Genomic DNA, 21890 nt, shown 5'->3' on the forward strand with positions numbered 1-21890 from the left:
GCCGCCCCTCGCACAAGGACACGACATTGAGACCGAAGACCACCATCGCTTCCACCGCGCAAGGCGCGGAACTGCCCGACCTGGAGCGTTTCCGGCTGCGCCGCTTTCTCGACTCGCTCGACGAAACGGAACTCGATAGACGCAGCGAGCCCGTCGATCTGGCCGATATCGCCGCGATCATGGAAGGCAATCCGCGCGCCGTCTGGTTCGCGCAACCGGCGGGCGGCAGCGTGCCGCTCGCGGGCAGCGTGGCGGCGAGCCGCTCGCGCCTTGCCAAAGCGTTCGACACGACACCCGGCCAGTTGCTCGAAGTCGTGCGCGACCGTTTGCGCACGAAGGGCAAGCTCGTCGAAGTGAGCCGCGCACAGGCGCCCGTTCAGCAAGTGGTCCTGACCGGCGACGCTTGCGATTTCACGGCGCTGCCCGTTCATCTGCAACACGATCTGGACGGCGCGCCGTATATCTCGGCGTCGATCGACTTCGCGGTCGACCCCGACACGGGCTGGACCAACGTCGGCATTCGCCGGCTGATGCTGCGCGGGCGCCGCACCGCCGGAATCGATCTCGTGGCGCCGTCCGATCTGCGCGCGATCTCGCTCGCACATTCGAAGCGCGGCGAGCGGCTGCCGATCGCTTTCGCCGTCGGCACGCACCCCATCGATCACGTTGGTGCAACGATGCGCATTCCCGCCGACGAACTCGAGCTCGTTGCCGCGTTGCGCGGCGCGCCGATGGGCGTCGTCAAATGCGTGAGCAGCGATCTGCTGGTGCCGGCCGACGCGGAGTTCATTCTCGAAGGCTATCTCGACGAGCGCGGCCACGCGGAGCCCGAAGGACCGTATGGCGAATTCCTCGGCTATTACGGCGGCATCAAGACCAACCCGGTGTTTCATCTGACTGCGATCACGCATCGCAAAGACGCTGTGTTCCAGACCTGCACGATCGGCGGCCGCACGATGGCGCGCACCGATACCGCGCAACTGGCCGCGCTGCGCACCGAAGTCACCGTATGGCGCGCGCTGGAAACGGCCGTGCGCGAGATCGGGGCGGTGTACGCGAGTCCCGCGACGGGCGGCATGTTCAACGTGCGGGTCGCGATGCAACAGCGTGTGCCTGGCGAAGCGCGCAACGCGATCGCCGCCGTGTTCGCGTCGCTTGCCAACGTCAAGCATGTTTTCGTGGTCGACCCCGACATCGATATCTTCTCGGACGAGCAGATGGACTGGGCGCTCGCCACGCGCTTCCAGGCGGACCGCGATATGGTGATGCATGGCGGCATGCGCGCGATGCCGCTGGACCCGTCGCTCGCCGGCGCAACGGTCACCGCCAAGCTCGGCTTCGACCTGACGCTGCCGCTCTTGCGCCCCGGCGAACAGCGCGATCTCGAACATCGCGTTCCCACGCCGCCGGTTCTGACGGGCGCGCGTTTCGATTCGCTGCAAGCCGCACTCGAGCACGGTCCGAAGCGTTTCACCGAACTCATGTCCGCGACAGGAACGCGCGATGGCCGCGAGATCGTGCGCTGGCTCGAAGACACGGCGGCAACCCGCGCCATCGTCCGCGACGAGGAGGGGCGATACGCGTTTGCATGACGGGCGCGGCGCAACGGTGCCGTCGCATCGTCATGGACATGTAAGGGGCGATCGGGTGTTGTCCCGGTCGCGGATACCCGAGCGCGGCGATAGAATCCCGGCAGCCCTCTCGTGCCCTTCCCACAGGACCGCCGCATGAATCTGTCCCTGAAACAACTGAAGGTCTTTCTCGGCGTGGCGAACGCGTCGAGCTTCACGAAGACCGCGCAGAGCTTGCATCTGAGTCAGGCGGCGCTGAGCGCGATCATCCGCGAGCTCGAGACCCAGCTCGATTGCCGGCTGTTCGAACGCACCACGCGCACGGTTGCGCTCACGGAGGCGGGTCACCTGTTCTATCCAACGGCGATGAAGATCGTCGACACGCTTGAAAAATCCGTTGTCGAACTCAACGAACTCGGCCGGCAGAAGCAGGCGTCGCTGCTGCTCGGCTGCACGCCGATGATCGCCGCGAGTCTGATGCCGCAAGTGCTTGCGCGTTTCGCCGAGACGAGTCCGCAAGCGCAGATCGAACTCGTCGACCGTCCTCCCGGCGAGCTTCTGAAGATGGTCGAGGACGGCGATCTCGATGCGGCGTACGGCATCTTCTTCTCGCAGTTGTCCGGGATAGACCGCGTGCCTATCTTTCCGACGCGGCTCGTCGTGGTCTCGTCGCCCGTGGAAGGAGCGCATGGCATCGGCAAGGTGCCGCGCGACGGAGTGCAATGGCGCGCCCTCGAAGGGTTGCCGCTCATTACCCTGCCGAAGGAGAACCCGTTGCAGCGGCTGATCGAAGCGTCGTTGTCGAAAGAAGAAGTGACGGCGGGCCGGCGTACGGTTGTCGGCCATTTGCAGACCGCGGTCGCGATGGCTCACGAAGGACTGGGCGTTGCGATCATGCCGTCGTTCTGCGAACACATCTGCCGGCACTATCGGGTGCGCATCGACGTGATCCGGCCAGAGGTGGAATTTTCGTTCTACCGGATCACGCGCAGCGGACGCGACACGCTGCCCGCGCTGGATCAATTCACGCGGATGTTCGCAGCGGCGGCTCAACTCAGCCCGTTCGTGCCTGGATGAATGGCCGCGTGCCACGCCCGTGCTGCGACGATGCGTCGAGCCCGGAGAACATATCGTCGAGATTGCCGTTCGATATCTGCCGGGCGATGGCCGGCAAATCGGCGGAGTCGGCGGAATCGGGCTTGCCGATCAGCGCATAGGACAGTTCGTTCTGCCGCCACGAAACGACGTTCATCCCGTCCATCTGGCGCTGGGCGATGGACTCGTCAGGGCGCGAATCCTTCATCACGCACAGCGCCACCGGCATGCCACGCTCGGGGAGATACACCATCTGGACGAGCGGCTTGCCGTTATAGCGCAACCGCTCCACCGCCTTGAACGATAGCCCCGCCGCCTGCAGATCGGGCATGCGCAAGCGGATGCCGTCGACTTTGCGAATCGCATCGACAGTGCGGGCGGCAGCGGCGCCATCGGGAACGACACTGGCGACCGTCTCGCGCGTGTACATGCGCTGATAGTCGACCGCGACGCTGATCCACGAGCGCGTCTGAACGGCCGCCGTGGAGACTCCGCGATTGCCGGACGCGCCGGGCCATCCGCCAAGATGCTGCACGAGGCCCGCGCAAAAAGCGCCCGCAATGAAAGCGGCGGCAAGCCACACGCGGCGCTGCGAACGCTGTGCTTGCGGCGCGCGATGGCTCGATGCCTGCGGCCCCGCGGCCTGCGCCATCGACTCGATCCGCCACCGGAGTTCGTCAGGCAGCGGCGGCAATTTCTGCGCCGCGAACGCTTCGCGATAAGGAAGCCGCGACGCTCGCAGCAACGCCACGCTCTCTCTCAGATCGGCGGATTGCGCGAGCGCGCTCTCGACCGATGCCGCTTCGCGAGCACTGAGTTCGCCGTCGGCATACGCGATCAGTTGGCTGTCGTCGGGCTTCATTGGACGATAGGCTAAGGAGAGAAAGGGCTGTGTGAATGAGTGAGTGGCGTCACGGCGGGCACGAACGCCCGTGCTGCCGAAGGCTTCCATGATAACCGTACTGGCGGTGCGTTCCCACCCGAGGCAGTGCGCGCGTCAATGTGCGCGGGCCCGCGCCGCCGCTTCTTCACTCGTGCGGCGCTGCAGGGACACGGCATAGGCGGCGGATCGTGCGGCAAGCAGCGGATCGGCGGAAGGCGCAATGCCGTCCGGCAAAACCGTTGGATCGAAAGCAAGATCGCGGCACGCACCGTCGATCTGCGTTTGCGCGCGATCTATCACGAGCGTGCCGGCGTCGATTCTCGGCCGGCGCGGCGAACTCACCCATTGCCGGGTGGAGTCGTCGGTCGTGTCGCCGGGCATGGCGACGTTCATAAACAGATGCCAGCGCAACGGCCCCTTGCGCAGACTTTTCGACAGATCGTAGAACAGAAAATCCGGATCGCGCAGATCGCCGGCATCGACGGCACGATAAGGCTTGTCCGGCACCACTTCCCACCGAACGAAGCGACGGATACCGTGCGCGTCGATAGTCTGGAACGCGCTGATGCCGTAGTACGTGGCGTTGTCGTAGCCCGACGACGGCGGATGCTGCTCGATAAAACGCCTGAACGCGCGTGCCTCGGGATGACTGTCGAGGAACGCCTGCATCTTCGCCGGATCGCGGCGGCCCGTGCGCGGATCGCGCGCATCCGCTTGCAACTGATCGAGCAACGCCTGAGGTGTGCGCACCGGGAAGACAGGCGTGGAGTTCATCGCAAGACGCCACTCCTCGCCGCGCGGCAGCGCCATGCGCAGCGCGAGGCTGCGCACCGTGGCCGCGGCGTCGTCCTCGCCGGGATCGCCGCCGGGTATCGACAAGCGTCCGACAACCGCATAACGCCCCTTCGCAAACACGCTGGCACGTGAGAGCAGCGCGCCGTCTCCGTTGCTGTCGAAGTGGCCGGTCACGCAAATTCCTTTCGCATGATTGCGCCTGAAACCGGGGTGCGGCGTGGTCGTCGCCTCGAACGCATTGACGATGCGCCGTGCGTTCAGCCGTGGAGAAAGCCAGCCCACGCAAGAAAGGAACACAGCGGCGAGCGCCGCGGGTATCGCGCATACGGCGAACGTGCGCAATGTGCGACGCGATGATCGCGGACGCGCCGGCTGATCGCCCAAGTGGCCGAACCTCATGCGTTATGCGGCCGGCGGCGCGTGCGCTTCAACGCAGCGTACGCGAGCGGCTCGTGACCAGCGGATGCGGCGCGACTCGTCACGCACATCGAACCGCTAAGGTTGCGCTCAACTCTGCTGGACATCGGTGCCGGTGCGGTTGTCGCCGACGGTCGCGGATACCCGGCCATCGTAAAGCTGCCTGCCGAGCGCATCCAGATCGACTGCACCTGGCGTGCCGATCAGCGCATAGCCCACCTCGCCGCGCCGCCACGCGACCACCTTCATGCCTTCGACCTTCGCGTTCGACGGCGCTGCATCCGCCTTCGGTTCTTTCAGCACGCACAGCGCGACCGGGTCGCCCTTCTCGGGCAAATAGACGATCTGCACCAGTGGCTTGCCATGAAAGCGCAGCCGCTGGACGCGCTTGAAAGTCAGCCCCTGGCTGCGCAAATCGGGAATCCGTACGGGCAGCTCATCCACCTGCTGGATGTCTGCAACGGTCGTCGCCGTGGTGCTCATGTCGGGTTGCAGCAGAGCGACCGTGTCCCGTGTGTACAGCTTCTGATAACCGGCCGCCGCCTTGATCCACGGCGTCATGCCCGAGTCGTCAGAGGCCGTGGTGAGCGCGCCGCCGCCACCGGCCAGTTGCGGCACGAGCCGCAGCGCGAGGCCGCAGCAGAACGCGCCCGCGACGAACGCCACCGCGAGCTTCGGCCACGTGGGCCACTGCGGCAGCGACAGCCATTGCCGCGACTTCGTCCGAGGCCTTAGCGGCCGCACATTGTCGCCATGCTGTTCTTCGGTGCCGCGCGAGTTATCCGCTTCTGCCGCTTCTGCCGCTTGGGCCACTTCTGCCGCGTCAGCGCTCGCGCTCCGCTCGGCGCTCTCGCGCTCCACATGCTGACGGATCAACGCGTCGACGCTACGGCCCAGCGATTCCGGCATGGGCGGCAACGCCTGCTGTTCGAACGCATGCCGATAAGGCAGTTGCGAGGCGCGCAGCATCGACACGCGGGACGCGAGGTCTTCCGATTCGCGGATCGCCTTTTCCACCTGTTCGCGCTCGGGGCCCGACAACTCACCGTCGACATAAGCCAACAGGCTGGCATCATCGATCTTCATTGCGCCGCTCGCTGGTTTTTCGACGATCGTGCCGAAGACGTATCGTGGTCGCTGAATTGCGCGCCGATTGTCTGGCGCGCGCGGGAGAGCCGGCTCATGATGGTGCCGATCGGCACGCCGAGCACCTCGGCCGCCTCGGCATAGCTGAACCCTTCGACCGCCACGAGCAGCATCACGGTGCGCTGCGCGTCGGGAAGACGCTCCACCGCCGCGATGATCTCGCTCACGCTGTCGGCAGGATTGCGCGCCCCTGGGTCGGGCACGGTTTCGAGAAAGTTGTCGTCCCACTCCATGCTCGAGCGGCTGCGCACGTTGCGCGCACGTAGTTCGTTGAGCCAGGTGGAATGGACGATGGAGAACATCCAGCTCAGAGGCGAGGTGCCCGGCTGCAATTGATGAGCACGTTCGAGCCCCCGCACGCACGCGCGCTGGAGCAGATCCTCGGCGTCGTGCTGGTTCCCGCACAGGCGCAGAGAGAATGCCCAGAGCCGCGGCAGCATGCCCGGTAGAAGACTGGGCAGATTCTCGACATCTGCTGTTGACATGATTGACTGGCTCGAAGCAGGGTTACCGTCCGGCGCGCCGGCTGCTGACTGACCGTTCCTGCGGGTGAAGGAGTTCGCGGATTGTACAGCGTGCGTCAAACGTTTGCTTCCGGGCAGCCACGCCTGTTTGCCGCATCAGGTGGAATAACCGCTCGCCGTCAGTTGTTCTGTCATGGACCGGAAACACCGAACGAAATCACGCGAGCGCGTCCGCCGTTTTCGCTCGCGCTTGCACATGCTCTCCTCTTCCAGTCCGACATGACCGACTCCTACACGACGAATGCCCTGCTTTCCCCTATCGACGATGCGGCGCCGGCCGGGCTCAACCTGGAATACGATCCCGCCTTCACCGAACTCGAACTGCTGGCGACACCGACGCCCGAGCGCGCCATGGGCGACAGTCTGAAAGCGGCTCAGGAACCCGACTGGGACAAAGTCGCAAGCGCCGCCGGCGCGCTGCTCGCGTGCACGAAAGATCTGCGCGTCGCGGTCCACCTGTGTTCTGCTCGAACCCGTAGAGAAGGTCTGTCCGGATGGGCAGCGGGCCTCGGCCTCGTGCGCGGGCTGCTCGAACGCTACTGGGACCATGTGCATCCGCAACTGGACGCAGACGATAACAACGACCCCACCGCCCGCGCCAATGCGCTGATGCCGCTTGGCGATCCGCAAAGCGCGCTCGGCATGTTCAGGCTTGCTCCGTTTGTGCAGTCGCCGCGTCTCGGCCGCTTTTCGCTGCGCGATCTGCGCGTCGCGACGGGCGCGATCAACGCGTCGCCGTCGCAGGACGGCGCGCCGGCTCCGACGCTCGTCGATCTCGAAGCATGTTGCATGGACTGCCCGGAGGATCAGTTGCCGCAATCGGCCGCAACGCTCGCAGAAGCACAGGAACATGCGCAAGCCATCGTTGCGTTGGCGCGGGAAAAACTCGGCACGGCGAGCCCCGACCTGGCGCTGTTGTGCGGCGATATCGCGGAGCTGAAAAAATTCGTCGATGCGCAAGTGCAGCGCCGGTTTCCTGGACGACCGGACGCGGGCGTCGGCGCGTCGCCGGCCTCGCTGTCGGGCTCGCTTCTGGACTTGTCTTCGTCTTCGTCTTCGCCTGTGTCGCCGCACGAGGGCGCTACGCATGAGCCGGCCAACGCGAGAATCTCCGGCCAGGCCGATGTGATCCGGCGGCTCGACGAGATTTGCGACTACTACGAGCGCGTCGAACCTTCGAGCCCGCTACCGATTCTGCTCAAACGCGCGCGGCGCCTCGTCGGCAAGAGTTTCGCCGAGGTGCTCAGGGACATCGCGCCAGGCGGGCTGTCGGAGCTTCAGACATTGTCGGGTTCCGAGAGCGAATAAGCGCGGCCGGCGAGGCGTGGCCGGCGAGGTGCGGCCGCGGAGGCGCGTTCAGCAGACCGCATCGCGGCCCTCAACGGCGATCATGACGCCAGCATCAACGAGTCAGCATCAACCACCCGGCGGCAAGCGCGCCGGCCACCGCGACCAGCAGCAGCATCAGCAGCATCCATAGCGCGGACGAGCGGCCTCGCTTCACAGGCATCTGCGCGCTGCCGGCATCGCGCCGCCGAATCGGCACGGGCTGGCGCCGTGCGGCACCCGCAGGGACGCTTCGACGCACCGTATCGCCCCCATCGGAGGGCACTTCGCCGACGAGCGAATCAAGCAAGCGTCGCCGCCGTTGCCGATATGCATCGCGTTCGATGCGGCCGAGCCGATGCATTTCATCGAGCACCCGCAACGCGTCGTTGACCTGCTGCTCGCGCACGCCCGGCTCCTCCTGTGTCGTCACCGCAAGCTCCGCCTGCAGGTCGCGCCGCGCCGCCCGTTTGCCCTGTCCTGCGCGCCGCATTTCGCTGCCCGTCATGCGTTCGCCTGGCTGTGCCGGTCGCTGCGCGCGGGCAGCGTCATTGAAACCGACGCCGCCGCGCTCGCCGCGTCGCCGCTTTCGACCCGCGCCTTGATCTGCTCCAGCAGCGCGCTCAAGCCGCCTGGCGGCAACGCGATGCTCGCGCCGATGTCGCGCTCCATCTGCTTCATGGCTTCCGGGTCGGCTGCCTGCGCGGTATCGAAGCGTGCCTGCAGCGCCTGCAGATCCGGGTCGGCCATCGGCTGATCGCGCGCGGCCAGGATTGCCGCCGCGAGCAGATAGCGTTGCGCCGCGTCGCCGAGTTTCTGATCGCCCGAAAGCGCGTCGGCACCCTGCGAGGCGACGCGAGCGGCGTCTTGCAGATGGCCCGCGCGGCCAAGCGCACGAGCATTGCCGAGATACGCGTTGGCAACGAGCTGCGGCGCGCCGCTCGTGAGGAACGCGTTGCCGGGTTCCAACGCGCGCATCCGGTTAAGTGCCGCGAGCGCACGGGCTCCGTCGTTGGCGGCAGCGGCGAGCCGCAGCGCGTCCATTTGTGCAGCCGCGTCGCCGCTCGCCGTCAACTGGTCGATGCGTTGCTGCTGCAACAACTGCAGCATCCGGTCACGCTGAGCGGAAAGACCCGGCGAATGCGGCGCATAACGCAAGCCGACCTCGATGACGTCCAGCGTCCGATGCGCCAGCAGCGGATCGGTCACGCGAGACGCCGCGGCGACGATGCCGTCGGCGAGCGCGTCTATTGCGGTGCCGGTTTCCGGCGAAGCGTCGTTTTGCAGCGCGCTCATCGCCCGGCTCACGCCGTCGAGCCACGCGGCGCTGGCTGACGGATTAGCCGCCAGTTCCACGAGCGAGCGGCGCGCATCGGGCACGCTCATCGCGGCGGCAGGCGTCCCATGATTTTGTGTCGCCGATGCCGCTGCGGCCGCCAGTTGTCCGCGCCGCCGCTGCAAGCGCGAGGAGTCCGGAAACAGTTGCAGCGCCAGCGCGATCCGCGCCCGCGCTTCTTCGAACCTGGCCGAGTCGAGCGATTGCCCGATCGCGGCGTCGTAGCGCGATTCGATCTGCGGACTCTTCAGCAACGCGCTGCCCGGGTCGAGCATGCGAATCCGCTGAAGGATGTCCGCCGCGCTGCCCGGCTGGTCGTCGAACAACGCGTCGCGATCGAGCGCTTCGTCGAGGCTGCTCGCGAGCTTCGCGAGCATGTCGGCGCGCTCATCGTCGATCTGCTTGCGCCGCACGTCGAATTCCGGCGAAAACAGCTTCAACTGGTCGCGGATCTCAAACACGTGCTGGGCGGCCGCATAATCGATTCGCCCGAGCGGCGGGCTCCAGTACGCGTCGAGCCGGCTTGCGAGAAAGCGCTGGATCAGATCGTTCTGGTTCAGCACGAGGCGTTCGCGCTCGTCCACGCCAAGCAAGGCGAGCGCCGCGACGGCCTGGTCTTCGTTCGCGTAGTGCCGTGGATCGCTATCGGCAAAGCGCGCGATGGTCGCCTCCAGTTGCCGATGGCGATGCTGGCTATGCCATGCGGAAGCGCCTGCGGCGAGCACCGCCACGGCGAGAGCGCCCGCGCAATATGGCAACAGGCGCTCGCGCATTTTCCTCGGCCGCAGCGCTTCGACGAGCGCGCCCACCGTCTGCAACCGCTCGCCGCCGCGAAAAGCCACCGCCTGGCACAGCGCCCGGTATTGACGCCGCCCGAGACCCGGCACGGGCGGCGTCACCGCACTCTCGCGCAATGCGATATCCGCGCTGTGCCGGTCGAACGGATGGCGGCCGGTTAGCAACTCGAAAACCACACAGCCGAGCGCGTACACGTCGTCGCGCACCGACGGCGCCGCGCCCTCGATCATGTCGAGGCTCGCATAGGCCGGTGTCATCGCGCCGAGCGTGCCGGCATCGAACACGGTCTGCTCACCGGCCGCGCCCGCCGCAGCGAGCCCCGCCCGCGCGATGCCGAAGTCGAACACCTTCGGCAGGCCGTCGCGCGTCACCATGACGTTGCCCGGCTTGAAGTCCGAGTGCACGATGCCGCTCGCATGCGCGCGCTGCAACGCGCGCGCCATCGCGTCGATCAGCGGCCACGCCTCGCGAAACGGCATTCCCGAAGGACGCTCGCGAATCAGCGTGCGCAGATCCGTGCCGTCGATGTACTCCATCGTCATGAAAACGATCGTGCCGTCCTTGTCGAAGTCGTAGACGTGCACGATGTTGTCGTGAGCAAGCCGTTGCGCGCGGCGCGCTTCGCGTTGCAAGGCAATCAGCGAATCCGGGTGGCGACGGAACTCGTCGTTGAGCACCTTCACGGCCACGTAGGGATCGCGGTCGCGGGCCTCGACCTTGCGCTCGTCGCGCGCCAGATAGACGACGCCCATGCCGCCGCGCCCCAGTTCGCGCTCGAGCAGAAAGCGCCCTTTGAGCAGCTTGCCCACCGATGCATGATCGCCGCTTCGCGCCTGAGCTACACGCTGCCAGCTATCGCGGTTCAGGCTGCTGTCGCTGGACTTGCTATCGCTGGCGCTGCTGCCGTTCACATCGCTGTTGTTCGCATCGTTGCTTCGGACTTCTTCCGATCCCGCGTGGCTGACGGAACGGCTCGCGGGTTTGACGACGGTCGCGTCGTCCCACGATGCGCGCGATGAAACCCCCACTGCGGGTTGCACGACAGTGAGGCCGTCGTCGGCGTCAGCGGGCCTCGCATCGAGCGCCACTTGCTCGCGGCGGTACACGGAAGAAGACGAAACCGGCGCGGCGCGCCGCGCGAACAACCGCCGTGCGCGGGCCTCGATCAGAAGGAACAGTTGCCGTGCGCGCGCGCCGCCGGCGCCGAGGCGTGAGTAGATGTCGTTCATCGAAGGTCTATCAGGCTGCTTCAAGCCGTACGATCACGGCGGAAAGGTTGTCGCGCGCGCGGCGCGCAAGCGACAGCGCGAACAGGCGGTCCACCAGTTGCTGCGGGGTGTGCGGATCGCGGCATGCGTCGGCCAGTTCGCCGTCGCTCAGTTCCTTGTTGATCCCGTCCGAGCACAGCAGGAACAGCATGCCTGGGCGGCTGCCCGCCACCGCCCAGTCGACGAACAGCGTGTCCTCGACGCCGATTGCGCGTGTCAGCACCCCCGCCCCCGCTGCCGGCGCGCGCGTGCCGAACTGTGTGATGTCGGCTGGCTGACCGTGCACGTGATCGCGCGTGAGCTGAACCAGCGCGCCGTTTTCGTGCACATAGACGCGGCTGTCGCCAACCCAGCCGCACAGCACGAATGCCGGGGCGTGGACCAGCAGCGCGAGCGTCGAGCCGATCACGTCGACCTGCCGCGCCGCGGCTGCCGCGCGCAACTCGGCGTTGACCTGCTGCAACGTGTCTTCGATGGCCGCAATGAAGTCGTTCACGTCGGCGTCGCGAGTCAGCGCACCCAGCCGCTCGACGATCAGCGTGCTGGCGTAGTCGCCGGCCGCGTGGCCGCCGAGTCCATCGGCGACGACCCACAGTCCGAGGTCGTCGCGCACCAGGATCGCGTCCTCGTTACGGCGGCGCACGTTACCGGTTTCCGTGTGGCCGGCTGAGCGGCAGACCGTCCTCATGCGTCTATCTCCACGACCGCGAGCGGCCATTCTGCGGACGGCGCACGAAGCCCGGCCGCATTCGCCAGATAGGCGCGCGCGTCGTCGCAGGTCGGCAGCGCCAGCGCCGTGGCGAGACAGTCGCGCGAAAGCCGCGTGAGTTCGCGTGTGGCGAGCAGAAGCAGACGGTCGCCGCGTTCGAGCGAAAGCGCCGCTTCCTCGCAGTTCGGATCGCCGTGGGCGCCGATGCCGGGCATGTCGAGCCATGCGTCGCCGAACAGCAGATCGTCCAACTCGCCGCCCGTGCCCGCTGCGCGCTCGACGAACGGCGCGAGCAACTGGCCGGAGCGCCAGTGCCACAGCGCCGCGGCGCCGACGCGCATCACGCGGGCGGACGCGCCCTCGAAACACACGAGGACAGCCGCGCCGTTTTCGGCAGCCGCCCCGCTTGCTTCACGGCTTGCTTCACTGTTTGAATCACGCAGCCGCGCATGGAGCGACATCAGCCCGGCCCTGAGCATCCGGGCGTCGGGCGCGTTCAGCAGCACCGTCTCGCGGATGCCGCGCGCGGCCACGCGGCGCGGATCAGACGGACCGTCGTCGGCGCTCACGAGCAAAGTGCGGCCGTTGTCCAGCCACATCGTCGTGCTGCCGATCGGGGCGGTGCGAGGGACGAGGTCGGGACTGCTCGAGGTCGCGATCAAAGGCTCGCTTGCGGAGGCGGAGGCTGCCGTTACCGACGCGGCGTCGCTTGCATCGATATCCGATGAGCTAAAAGTATCGTCAGCGCGCAAGGGTTGCTCGTACGGTTGATACTGTCGATACGCTCCATGCGGTCCGTCCTGAACCGGCAGGCGTGAAGGCGCAAGCAGCGCCGCATAACTGCGCGGCAACCCGCGCGTCGCCAGCAATCGCGCCGCGCCCGCGGTCCACCACAGGCACCACGGACCCGGCTTCATGCAAAGCTGGCGCCATGCCTCGCTCAGAATCAGCCCCGCGCACGCGCTATCCGATGTCGCGAGTTCCCATTGCCCGCTGTCCCACGGCAATTCGCGCCAAAGCGCCGCCAGGTCGCGCGCGTCGCTGAATGGCCGGGGCAGCGTCACGACGCGCGCGTCGAAGGTCTCGACGCTGACTGCCTCGCCTTGAGCGCTGCGGTACACCCGCTCGAGCGCGTCGAACCAGCCGGGATTGCCGAACAGCTCCGCGACTTCGCCGGAACAGCGCGCCGCCAGCACGGTCGGGAATGCACGGCCGACACGGTCCACGGCCGGACCGGCGAGACCGCACCACGAGCCGTTGCCGCATACCTGTGACGGAAGCACGAACCGCCATGCCGCGGCGTGCTGCCAGGCGGACGCCCATCGCTCGCCGGTCTCGCGCCGCCCGATCTCGACCGCGCGCTGGAAGTGGCGATCCCATGCATCGACGAAGTCCGGCGGCAGCCGGCGCCGCACAAAGTCGCCTGCGCCGGGCAGCTTGCCGTAGAAGCCGACGGCGCCGCTCATCGCGGACACCTGAAGCGCCGCACTTCATTGCTGTCGAACGGATTGCGCAGGCTCGCCGGCCGGATCGGCAGCTTCAGAGCATGGCCGTCGAAATCGAACGTCGCCAGATAGCGAAGATCGCCCTGCTTTTGCAGGCGAGCGGCGTCGAGCGCATGGAAGAACGCCCATTCGCCGTCGAAGCGCAGCGGCGTGCCGAGCGGACGGCCGGCCACATCGAAAGCGCTGACCGACACGTGGCCCGACTGCGGGCCCGGCCACGCCATCGCGACGCTCGACGCCCCGCTAGCCGAATAGTCGTACTTCTGCCCGTCGATCTCGATCACGGCCCGCGCGATGGGCGCCTCGAACTGCGGCGCGAGCAGCGTGAAGCCGACCTGCACCTGAGCGCCGCTGCGAAAGAACATCTGACGGATGTCGTCGGCGGCCTGCGCGCCGGCCAGTACAGATTGCGGTCCCGGCGGCGAGCCCGGTTTCCAGCGCCATGCACGGCCGCCCGTATCGACTCTCTGCGCAAGCGTCGATTTGAAAAAACTGTCGAATCTGCCGCCGTTGCCAAACAGATCGGCGAAATTCTGCAACGGGATATCCGAGCCGCCGCTTGCCGCAAACGGATAGCGTCCATCGACGAAGTTTGCGCAGTCGCTGCCCGCCGCCGCGCGAAACTGATCGGCAAGGGCCGCGCTCCCGCCGCTCGCAACCAGATCGGCGCTCTTGCCGGTGAGCCCCTGAATCAGCCCGGCCACCTGCGGCGGCAGTTGCCCCGCTTCCTGGCGCGCGGCAAGCAGCGCCGGACTGTTCTGCGCGGCAGGGTCGCCCAGGTCGTTCATAGTCAGCAGGGTTTTGCCAAGCTGATCGAGCACGGCCAACGTATGGTCGAGCGGCGTCGCGCCGCTCGTGCCCGCGCCCGTGCCCGTGCCCAGTTGATCGATCTGCGCGAAATGTTCTTCGATGGCCGCGTCCGGCTGCCGCGAGCCGGCCGGGTTCGCATCGCCCGCCTTGAGCGTGACGCCGACGGGCAGCGGCGCGCCTGCGTTGCGCAGTTCGCCCGCGAGGCGCGTGTTCAGCGCGCGCTTCGCCGCGATGTTTTCACCCGCAAGCCGCGCCTGCGAGGCCAGCGAGTCGGCGCCCGCCGCCGCGGCGCTTGCCGGCGCGCGCAACATGTCGCTCGTATTGTCGCGAACCAGGTTGAGCAGCGCTTTTAGCGGCGAACTCGGTCCGGACAGTTTCGCGGCCATCGCGCTCGCGTCCTGAATGCTCGTGACCGGCTGCAATTGCAGATCGGCGAGCAAGGCATCCCAGTTCCGGATGTAGTCCTGCTCATAGAGCGTCAGCACCTGTTGTTCGTAGCGCGAGCGGGCTAGCGGATCGACGCGCCCGCTGTCGAACACCCAGTAGTCCTTCACGAAACGATCGACGGACTGGTCTAGCCCGCCGCTCACCTCGGACTGGAAATACGGCCGCGTGAAAAGAACCGGCAAAGGCTCGGACAGCGGCGCACCGCTCTTGCGGCGGAACACGTTGCCCAGCAACCCGAGCGACTGGTCGAGCCGCAGCGGCGACGCACCGGAGCGGCCCGCGTCCAGTTGCACGCTGCCGTAGATCAGCGTGGCGACGTCCGCTGTCTTCAGCGTCGAGCGCGCCTGAGCGATCAGTGCGTTGTCGAGCGGCAGTGCGCGCGGCTTCTGCGCGTCGCCGAGCCGGGCGGAGAAGTGCTTGTCGAGCGCAGTGCGAATCGCCGGGTCCTGCGGGAACAGCCGCTGCCACTCGACGCGCGCAAGCGCGGCCAGTTCGTCCGCGTCGAGATGCTGCGGCTCGCCGAGCATCAGGTAGCCCTTCAGATCGTCGTAGAGCGCTTGCGGATTGCTGGCGTTCTCGACGAGACCTTCGCGAAACCGCAGGTCGACGCCCGGCAGCAAGGTGCCGTCGAGCTCGCGCAGATATGCGCTGTGCGCCTGCGCGAAGAGCGCGTTGCCCTGATACAGGCCGAAGCGCATCGACCACGGCACGTGCGCGCGGTACTGACCCGCGGCGTCCTGCGTCGCGGAGATCACCTCGAGCCGCGCGAGCGCCCGCGCGAAATACGACTTGAGGTCAGGCGCGCCGGCAAGCGTAGCGGCATCGGGCAAGTCCTTCAGCGCGCCCTGAACTTCCGCGACGAACGCGCGGTTGCGCGCATAGCTGGTCGCGAATCCCGCGACCAGCACGAGGGTCACGACGGCGAGGCCCGCATAGGCGGCGGCCTGCATGAAGAGCTTTTGCCGCTCGAAGCGCGGATTCGTGCCCGCGAGACCGGACTCGCGAAACAGCACATCCTTCAGCAGGCGCTCGACGAAGTAGGTGTGCCGCTGCCCGGCGCCGGCCTGCACTCGCGCGGCGTCGACGCCGAAGGTGCGCGCGACCGCTCCCAGTATCCGGTCGATCGGCGCGCCCTCCTGGGTGCCCGAACTCAGGTAAGCGCCACGCAGCATCGGTGGCGTGCCGTACTCGTGACGCCCGAACGCGGCCTCGACGAACTGCCGGGCGATCTCGCGAAACGCACCCAGTTGCTGCGGAAAGCTCAGCACCGACGCACGCCGGCCGCGGTCGCGCTCGCCGTGCAGGCGCTCGATCAGGCGCGTGTTGAGGCGGTTGAGCAGCAGATCATATTCATCGGCGAAACGGCTGGACGCACTGCCGTCGAGGCTCACGCCCAGCGGGAAGGTGACGCCCCACACCTGGCTGCGCAACTGAGCGCCCAGGTCGTCGAAGAACTCGCCGAAGCCCGCTACCAGGTCGCATTTGGTGAACACGAGATACACGGGCACGGCGACTTTCAGATGCTGCGCGAGTTCGTCCAGACGACGGCGCACGGCGCGCGCATGCTGTTCGCGCGCGGCGTCATCGAAGCCGAGCAGATCGGACACGCTCATCGTCACGATGACGCCGTTCAGCGGCCGGCGCCTGCGATAGCGGCGCAGCAGCGCGAGAAACGACTGCCATGCGCTTGCATCGGCTTGCGCGTCGGAATCCTGCGTCGTGTAGCGGCCCGCGGTGTCGAGAAACACGGCCTCGTCGGTGAACCACCAGTCGCAGTTGCGTGTACCGCCGATACCGCGCAACGCGTCCTTGCCGAAGCGCTCGGACAACGGAAAGTCGAGACCGGAGTTTTGCAGCAGCGTGCTCTTGCCCGAGCCGGGCGGCCCGATCACGACATACCACGGCAGCGCGTACAGGTTGTTGCCGTTGCGGCGTGTCTTGCGCAGCGTGTGGATTGCTTCGCGAAAGCGCTGCAGCAGTTGCGCGCGCTCCTCGCTGCCGGGCTCCGCGGCGGCGAGCTGCGTTTCCTGGCCCGCGAGGTCGCCGGAAAGCCGTGCAGTCTTGCGCTGCGCTCTCCATTGCAGGACCTGCAAGGCGATCACCCATGCGAGCACCACGGCGAGAATCAATGCGACCCGCGCCGCCGCGCTCGCGAGCGGTTCGCGCTCGCCAATGCCCACGTAAGGGCCGCCGAGCCAGATCAGTGCCGCGATCAGCAGCAGGCCGAGCGCGTGCGTGAACCACCGGGACTTGACCCAGGTTTTCAGCGTGTTCATGGGTTCAGTTCTCCGGGATAAACAGAATTTCCACGCGACGGTTGCGCGCCCGGTTCGCCGGCAGATCGGCCGGCGTCGCGATCGGCTGCGACGAACCGGCGCCGTTTGCCTCCAGCCGGCGCGGATCGTCGAGTCCTTGTGCGAGGACCGCCAGCGTGTTCTGCGCGCGCGCCGTCGACAGCGCGAAGTTGTCCTTGAATCGGAGCGAGTGCACCGGTTGATCGTCGGTATGGCCCACCACGATCACGCGCCCGCGCACCTGGTTCAGCGCCGAGGCCACGCGGCGCAGCAGCGGAATCTCGTCGGGTAAAAGATCCGCTCCGCCCGAAGGAAACAGCGCGCCTGCCGCAAGGCGTATCGTGTCGCGGCCGTCGGCCTGCTCGTCCACGGCGAGCGCGCCCGATTGCTCGAGCGGCGCAAGCAGCGCCTTCAGGCTGGGGCGAGCGGGCCTGGGCGCAGCGGCCCCGGCGGGCGGCGGCGCGCTGCCTGTGCCGATCGCGGCAAGCTGCGCGCCGACGGGTTCGGCGAGCGCATTCAGCCGCGTGAAGAAGTACAGGAACGCACCGATCACAATGACCGCCGACGCGGCAGCGGCGATCCACAGCGGCACATGACGCATGACCGGATTGCGGCGGTCATCCACGCCGCGCCAGTGCGGCGCCAGTTCGGCAGCGGGCGCTTCGCGCAAGCCGCGAATCCGGCGATACAGATCGTCCTGAATGTCGGCCAGACGCCCGAGGCCGCCCGGCTCCACCAGATAGCGTCCGCCGAAACCGAGCGCGAGGCAGATGTACATCATCTCGATCAGATCCAGATGACGCGAGAAGTCCACGCTCAGCCGGTCGAGAATCTGGAAGAACTTGGCGCCGCCGTAGGTCTCGCCGTGAAACGTCACGAGCAGCGTCTTTTGCGCCCATCCGCTCAGGTCGCCCCACGGCGCGGTGTTCACGGCTTCGTCGAGCATGGTGCACAGCACGTAGCGCGCGGCCATCACGGTTTGCGTGTTGACACCGGCATCCTGCGCGTGACGCTCGAAGCTGTGCACGTGCGCGACGGCCTGTTCGCGCAGCCGCGCGACATCGGCGGGCGCCGCCACGCTGTGCCGCAACTGCACGCTGAGGAGCAGCAGCGGATTGGCGGCGCGCACGAGCGGATTGACGACGCCGCTCATCAATTCGCGCAGTTCGATACGCGGCGCGGCAGAAGCGGCCTGCTCGTGGCCGCGCGAAGGCGCATGCCGCGGCATGATGCGGGTTGCGTCGTCGGCGCCGGCTTGCGGCTGCGGACGGATCACGGTGGCGTCGAAGCGCCCGGCCGGCGGATCGTTGCGATTGGCGGTGTTCATGCGCGAACCGCCCACAGTTGAAGATCAAGGCCGGCAAAGCCGCTGCCGAAATGCATCGCGATGCCACCGGATGTCTTCAACATTCGCCACATCGCCGAACCGCGGTCGCACTCGAAATACACGAAGCCGGACGTATAAGGCAACTGGCGCGGCGCGACCGCCATCGACGACACGCCGATGCCCGGCAGTTGCAGATTCACGAGGTCGCGGATTTTCTCCACGGGGCCGATTTTCGATTGCGTGGGCAACTGCCGGCGCATGTCCTCGGCTTTCATATCGGCTCGCGCGGCGAGCACGAAGGTTGCCGTGTCGAGGAGCGTCGAATCCGGCACGACGCCGACCCACACGCCGTACTTGCGTTGCTGCAGCGGGATCGGCACCGCGCTCTGTTCGAGCACGGCGCTCAGCGCGATCCGCAATGCGGCGATCACCGGCTCGAAGCTCTCCCGCAGCAGTTCGTGCCGGTACGCCGGAAAGCTCTGCGCGCGCTTGGCCGGCGCGGTGAAGGTGGCCAGTTCGCCGGCCAGTTCGAGCAGCAGCCGGTACAGCGCTTCGGGATGCAGCAGCGGCGCTTCGGCCAGATGCGCAACGAGCGGCTGGTAACGGTTGATGACCTGCAGCATCAGGAAGTCGGCGATCTCCGCAGCGCCGCCCCGATCCGTTTGCGTGACGCGGCTCGCGAGCGCTTCGCCGCGCTGGTGAAGCAGGCCGAGCAGTTCCGACAGAAACGTCACCAGACGCTCGGCGGCCTGAGTCTGCAACGCGCTCGGCATGAAGCCGTCGTCGAGCGTCACGCGCCGGTCGGCCCGGCACTCGATCACGCGGGCGAGCGGAATCTGCATCAGTCCCTCGGCGGGCTGCGACTCCGGCATGAGCCGCGTGCTCATGCCCGCGACTTCCAGCACGGTAAGCCCTTCCATGCTGCCGGACGCGTCGTGCACTTCCGTCTCGCGAACCCGATAGCGCAATAGCTGGTCGGCGGCGCCCGCGCCGGTCCATCCGCTGTCTGCCCGCGTGGACGAGCGCAGCGGCAAGCTCAGATGAACGACCTGATCGCGCCAGTTCGAATCGATGTCGAGCGGCGCCGGCAGTGGATCGTCGCCCGGCATCGAAAAGGGCGTGCCGTCGGGAAACACGCCCCGCGCGCGCTTGATGCCGAGCTTGCCTATCGCGAGCAGATCGGGTTCGAGTTCGAGTTCCTGGAAGCCCCACGCATGCGGGCGCAGCCCGCCCGCGCGCAGTTCCACGTAGCGCTCGAAGTAGCGTTCCTGCTGCTGCATGTGCTGCGGCCTCAGAAACAGGCCTTCGCTCCATATGACTTTGTTGCGGTGGGTCATGTCGTCGGTTCGATCAAGAGTTCTGTGTGCGCCGCCCGGCTGCGGGCGGTGCGCTGACGCGGCGGCTGGGGTCACTATTGCGGGTCGTCGGCCGCGCGGGCTTTGAGGTGCGCGAGCTGTTGCTCGTAGGCCCGCGCGAATTCGTCGCCGAACAGGCGCCGAAAGCATTCGTCGGGGTCTCGGGTTAGCGCGTCGAACTGCTCCTTGTAGCGCTCCCAGTGGCGCGGCCGGCCGCCGAGCGGCAAGCGTCGCGCGCGGCCTCCGGACTCCTCGATGCGCGCGGGATCGAACTGGGCCAGCATCGACTGGAATGCCGAACGCACGCCGGCAAGCATGGCCATCTGGTGATTGCGGATGTCGGCGGCGGCATCGTTGAGCGCCGCGTTGCCGGACAGGAAGCCGCCGTCCGGCGGCGCGAACAGCCGCCTGACCGCTTCCTGCGCGGTCGGCGCGAACTTGAGCGGATTGTTCTCCGAACGCTGGATCAGCGTTGCAGGCAGCCGGAAGCGGTTCTTCAACTCGGCGCGGGCGCGCAGCACGTCCATCATCGCGTCGACCGCGATGTGGAGCATGTCGGTCAATTGTTGCGCTTGCGCCTCGGCATCGGCATCGGCGGATGCTGGCGGGGACGCGCTGGTTGTGGCGGGGGTTGGGTCGGGGGTCGTGGGTGGCGTCGGTGGCGTGGCTGATGCTGATGTCGATGGCGACGTTGCCGGCGTGGGTGACGAATCCGTAAGCGGAGCCGCTGCCGCCGGATCGACTGACGGAACCGCTGCGCCCGTCGGAATCGATGAGACCGGCGCGGCGGCCGGAGCCGGAGCCGGAGCCGGAGCCGGAGCCGGAGCCGAAGCGGGAGAATCGACGATAGCCGGCGACGCATGCTGCCAATCCGCCGACCGCCGTGAGTCCGTCGCCTGCGCTACATCCGCCGACGTCCCGGCGACGGGCTCGACATCGACCGGCTTCCGTTGCGGCCCGGAACGCGGTTCGACGCGGCTCCCAGTTGCGTCCCAGTCGTCCGGCAGCAGCGGGCCGCTTGTTCGCGGCAGTTCGACTTGCGGCGGGCGGAAGCGGTCCGCGACCGCCGGCATGTGGTTCCAGTCCGGCGCAGGCGGACCTGCGGGCGCAGCCTCGTCGGAATAAGAAGGCGGCGCGTCGAATAGCGCGAGCGGATCGAGACTCGCGCCCGCCGCTGCGGCATCGGCTGCACCGGGAATCAGCCCTTCCGCAAACCCTGCGCCGCCAGATGCGCCGGCACGCGCGGACGGCAGCACCAGACCCAGATCGAGCGGCTCGGCGTTCTGCGCGCGACCCGCTCCCACGTGAGAGGCCGGCAACGGCGGTGCCGACGCTGGCGGCAACGGCGCGGGCGCCGCCGCTTTGCGAGCATCCGTTGAAACGTTGCGCGAAACGTCGCGCGAGGTATCGTCCTGCCCGGCCGTCGCGCCGGAAAGACGCACCGTGATTTCGAATGTATCGATCTGCAGCCGGTCGCCGTTTTTCAGCGCCGCCGGATCGCCCCTTTGCAGCGCGGCGCCATTGAGCAGCATGCCGTTGGTGCTGCGGTCCTCGACGAAATACAGGCCGTTCAGATAGCGCACTAGAGCGTGCAGCCGCGACACACCCTCGGTGCCGAGCACCCAGTCGCAGTCTTCCGAGCGCCCGATGCTGCCGTCGCGACAGTCGAACACGTGCTCGCGCCGGCCGCCGAGACGCTCGGCACGTTCGCCCTGCACCGAAAGAATCAGATTGTGAGCGGTGCTCATTGCGTCGCTCCGTCCATATCGTTAGGGATGCCGAGCAGGCTCAGCGCGTCGCGCACGAACGCGGTGCGGCGCGCGTCGATCTGCGCCGGGACCAGCGCGGCCATGTAGCTGACGGCCGCCGTGGCGGCAATCGCGCTCAGGTGCTCGGGCGGCGGCGTCGGCTGCCCGTATCGTGGATTCAGGTTGCCGCCTGTCCAGCCGGCGGAGGCACAGGCCCATGCGCCGATCGTCCGGTAGCGGTGCTCGTTGGCAAACGACGCCGCGGCGGCGCGCTGCGCTTCGCCCGGATCGCGCACCCACGCTTCGGCAAGCGCGACACCTTCGCGGTCGTGCGCGCCGAGGGGCTGGCGGCTCGCGCACTGACATACCCACGCGACCGTGTAGCGACGCGGCAAGAGGCGCGCGAGCAGGCTCAGCGCGTCGGCGGCCAGTCCGTCGTCGAGCAGCGTCTGTACGGCGGCGCGCGGCGTCATCCCTGGTTCCAGGCGGGCGTTCGCCGGCGCGGATAGCCGCATCTGCCGGGCAGCGTCGAAGAG

At 67.5% G+C, this 21890-nt stretch carries 16 protein-coding genes; 3 read left to right on the forward strand and 13 right to left on the reverse strand.

Annotated elements, in window-relative coordinates; translation table 11 throughout:
* The first annotated feature begins 26 nt into the window (after positions 1 to 26).
* Together AB6809_RS00220 and AB6809_RS00225 are read left to right on the forward strand one after the other, a co-directional pair.
* The gene (locus AB6809_RS00220) at positions 27 to 1592 is read left to right on the forward strand and encodes a UbiD family decarboxylase (RefSeq protein ID WP_371025920.1); all 1566 of its coding nucleotides are present in this window, start codon (positions 27 to 29) and stop codon (positions 1590 to 1592) included.
* 135 nt (positions 1593 to 1727) lie between these two features.
* Positions 1728 to 2648, forward strand: a complete 921-nt coding sequence (locus tag AB6809_RS00225; RefSeq protein WP_029970287.1) for a LysR family transcriptional regulator — start codon at positions 1728 to 1730, stop codon at positions 2646 to 2648.
* Here AB6809_RS00225 and AB6809_RS00230 read toward each other — a convergent pair.
* The 4 genes from AB6809_RS00230 to AB6809_RS00245 form a co-directional block, all read right to left on the reverse strand.
* Positions 2626 to 3528 (reverse strand): anti-sigma factor, encoded by a 903-nt coding sequence (locus AB6809_RS00230; protein WP_029970286.1) that lies wholly within the window; start codon positions 3526 to 3528, stop codon positions 2626 to 2628. The two genes, AB6809_RS00225 and AB6809_RS00230, sit on opposite strands and share 23 nt — an antisense overlap.
* A gap of 135 nt (positions 3529 to 3663) precedes the next feature.
* Positions 3664 to 4743, reverse strand: a complete 1080-nt coding sequence (locus AB6809_RS00235) for a catalase family peroxidase (protein WP_029970285.1) — start codon at positions 4741 to 4743, stop codon at positions 3664 to 3666.
* 108 nt (positions 4744 to 4851) lie between these two features.
* Entirely contained in the window at positions 4852 to 5847 is a 996-nt protein-coding gene (locus AB6809_RS00240) for an anti-sigma factor (protein WP_029970284.1), read from the reverse strand.
* Positions 5844 to 6392 carry an RNA polymerase sigma factor gene (locus tag AB6809_RS00245; protein ID WP_006049756.1) on the reverse strand — a complete coding sequence of 183 codons (549 nt, stop codon included), beginning with the start codon at positions 6390 to 6392 and terminating at the stop codon, positions 5844 to 5846. Before AB6809_RS00245 ends, AB6809_RS00240 begins: the two co-directional genes overlap by 4 nt.
* A gap of 258 nt (positions 6393 to 6650) precedes the next feature.
* Here AB6809_RS00245 and tssA point away from each other — a divergent pair, with 258 nt between their 5' ends.
* Positions 6651 to 7739, forward strand: coding sequence for a type VI secretion system protein TssA (gene tssA, locus AB6809_RS00250; protein ID WP_371025922.1), 1089 nt, complete (start codon positions 6651 to 6653; stop codon positions 7737 to 7739).
* 94 nt (positions 7740 to 7833) lie between these two features.
* Here tssA and AB6809_RS00255 read toward each other — a convergent pair whose 3' ends face one another.
* From AB6809_RS00255 to AB6809_RS00295, 9 genes are all read right to left on the reverse strand, one after another.
* A complete protein-coding gene (locus tag AB6809_RS00255) occupies positions 7834 to 8265 on the reverse strand; it encodes a hypothetical protein (RefSeq protein ID WP_307259747.1) in 432 nt (143 codons plus the stop codon).
* The gene (locus AB6809_RS00260; RefSeq protein ID WP_029970281.1) at positions 8262 to 11120 is read right to left on the reverse strand and encodes a serine/threonine-protein kinase; all 2859 of its coding nucleotides are present in this window, start codon (positions 11118 to 11120) and stop codon (positions 8262 to 8264) included. The genes AB6809_RS00255 and AB6809_RS00260 overlap by 4 nt, the downstream gene beginning before the upstream one ends.
* Positions 11121 to 11130: 10 nt before the next feature.
* On the reverse strand, positions 11131 to 11847 hold the full coding sequence (locus AB6809_RS00265; RefSeq protein WP_029970280.1) for a PP2C family serine/threonine-protein phosphatase: 717 nt from the start codon (positions 11845 to 11847) through the stop codon (positions 11131 to 11133).
* Positions 11844 to 13334: a type VI secretion system-associated protein TagF gene (tagF, locus tag AB6809_RS00270; RefSeq protein WP_307259751.1), complete on the reverse strand. Its 1491-nt coding sequence runs from the start codon at positions 13332 to 13334 to the stop codon at positions 11844 to 11846. Before tagF ends, AB6809_RS00265 begins: the two co-directional genes overlap by 4 nt.
* Positions 13331 to 16906 (reverse strand): type VI secretion system membrane subunit TssM, encoded by a 3576-nt coding sequence (gene tssM / locus AB6809_RS00275; protein WP_371025924.1) that lies wholly within the window; start codon positions 16904 to 16906, stop codon positions 13331 to 13333. The genes tagF and tssM overlap by 4 nt, the downstream gene beginning before the upstream one ends.
* Before the next feature lie 4 nt (positions 16907 to 16910).
* On the reverse strand, positions 16911 to 18251 hold the full coding sequence (icmH, locus tag AB6809_RS00280; RefSeq protein ID WP_371025925.1) for a type IVB secretion system protein IcmH/DotU: 1341 nt from the start codon (positions 18249 to 18251) through the stop codon (positions 16911 to 16913).
* Positions 18248 to 19588: a type VI secretion system baseplate subunit TssK gene (tssK, locus tag AB6809_RS00285; protein ID WP_029970276.1), complete on the reverse strand. Its 1341-nt coding sequence runs from the start codon at positions 19586 to 19588 to the stop codon at positions 18248 to 18250. The genes icmH and tssK overlap by 4 nt, the downstream gene beginning before the upstream one ends.
* 74 nt (positions 19589 to 19662) lie before the next feature.
* Entirely contained in the window at positions 19663 to 21354 is a 1692-nt protein-coding gene (gene tagH / locus AB6809_RS00290) for a type VI secretion system-associated FHA domain protein TagH (protein ID WP_371025926.1), read from the reverse strand.
* Positions 21351 to 21827, reverse strand: a complete 477-nt coding sequence (locus AB6809_RS00295) for a hypothetical protein (protein WP_006049766.1) — start codon at positions 21825 to 21827, stop codon at positions 21351 to 21353. Before AB6809_RS00295 ends, tagH begins: the two co-directional genes overlap by 4 nt.
* Positions 21828 to 21890 lie beyond the last annotated feature (63 nt).

The organism is Paraburkholderia sp. RCC_158, assembly GCF_041355255.1.
Classification (GTDB): Bacteria; Pseudomonadota; Gammaproteobacteria; order Burkholderiales; family Burkholderiaceae; genus Paraburkholderia; species Paraburkholderia graminis.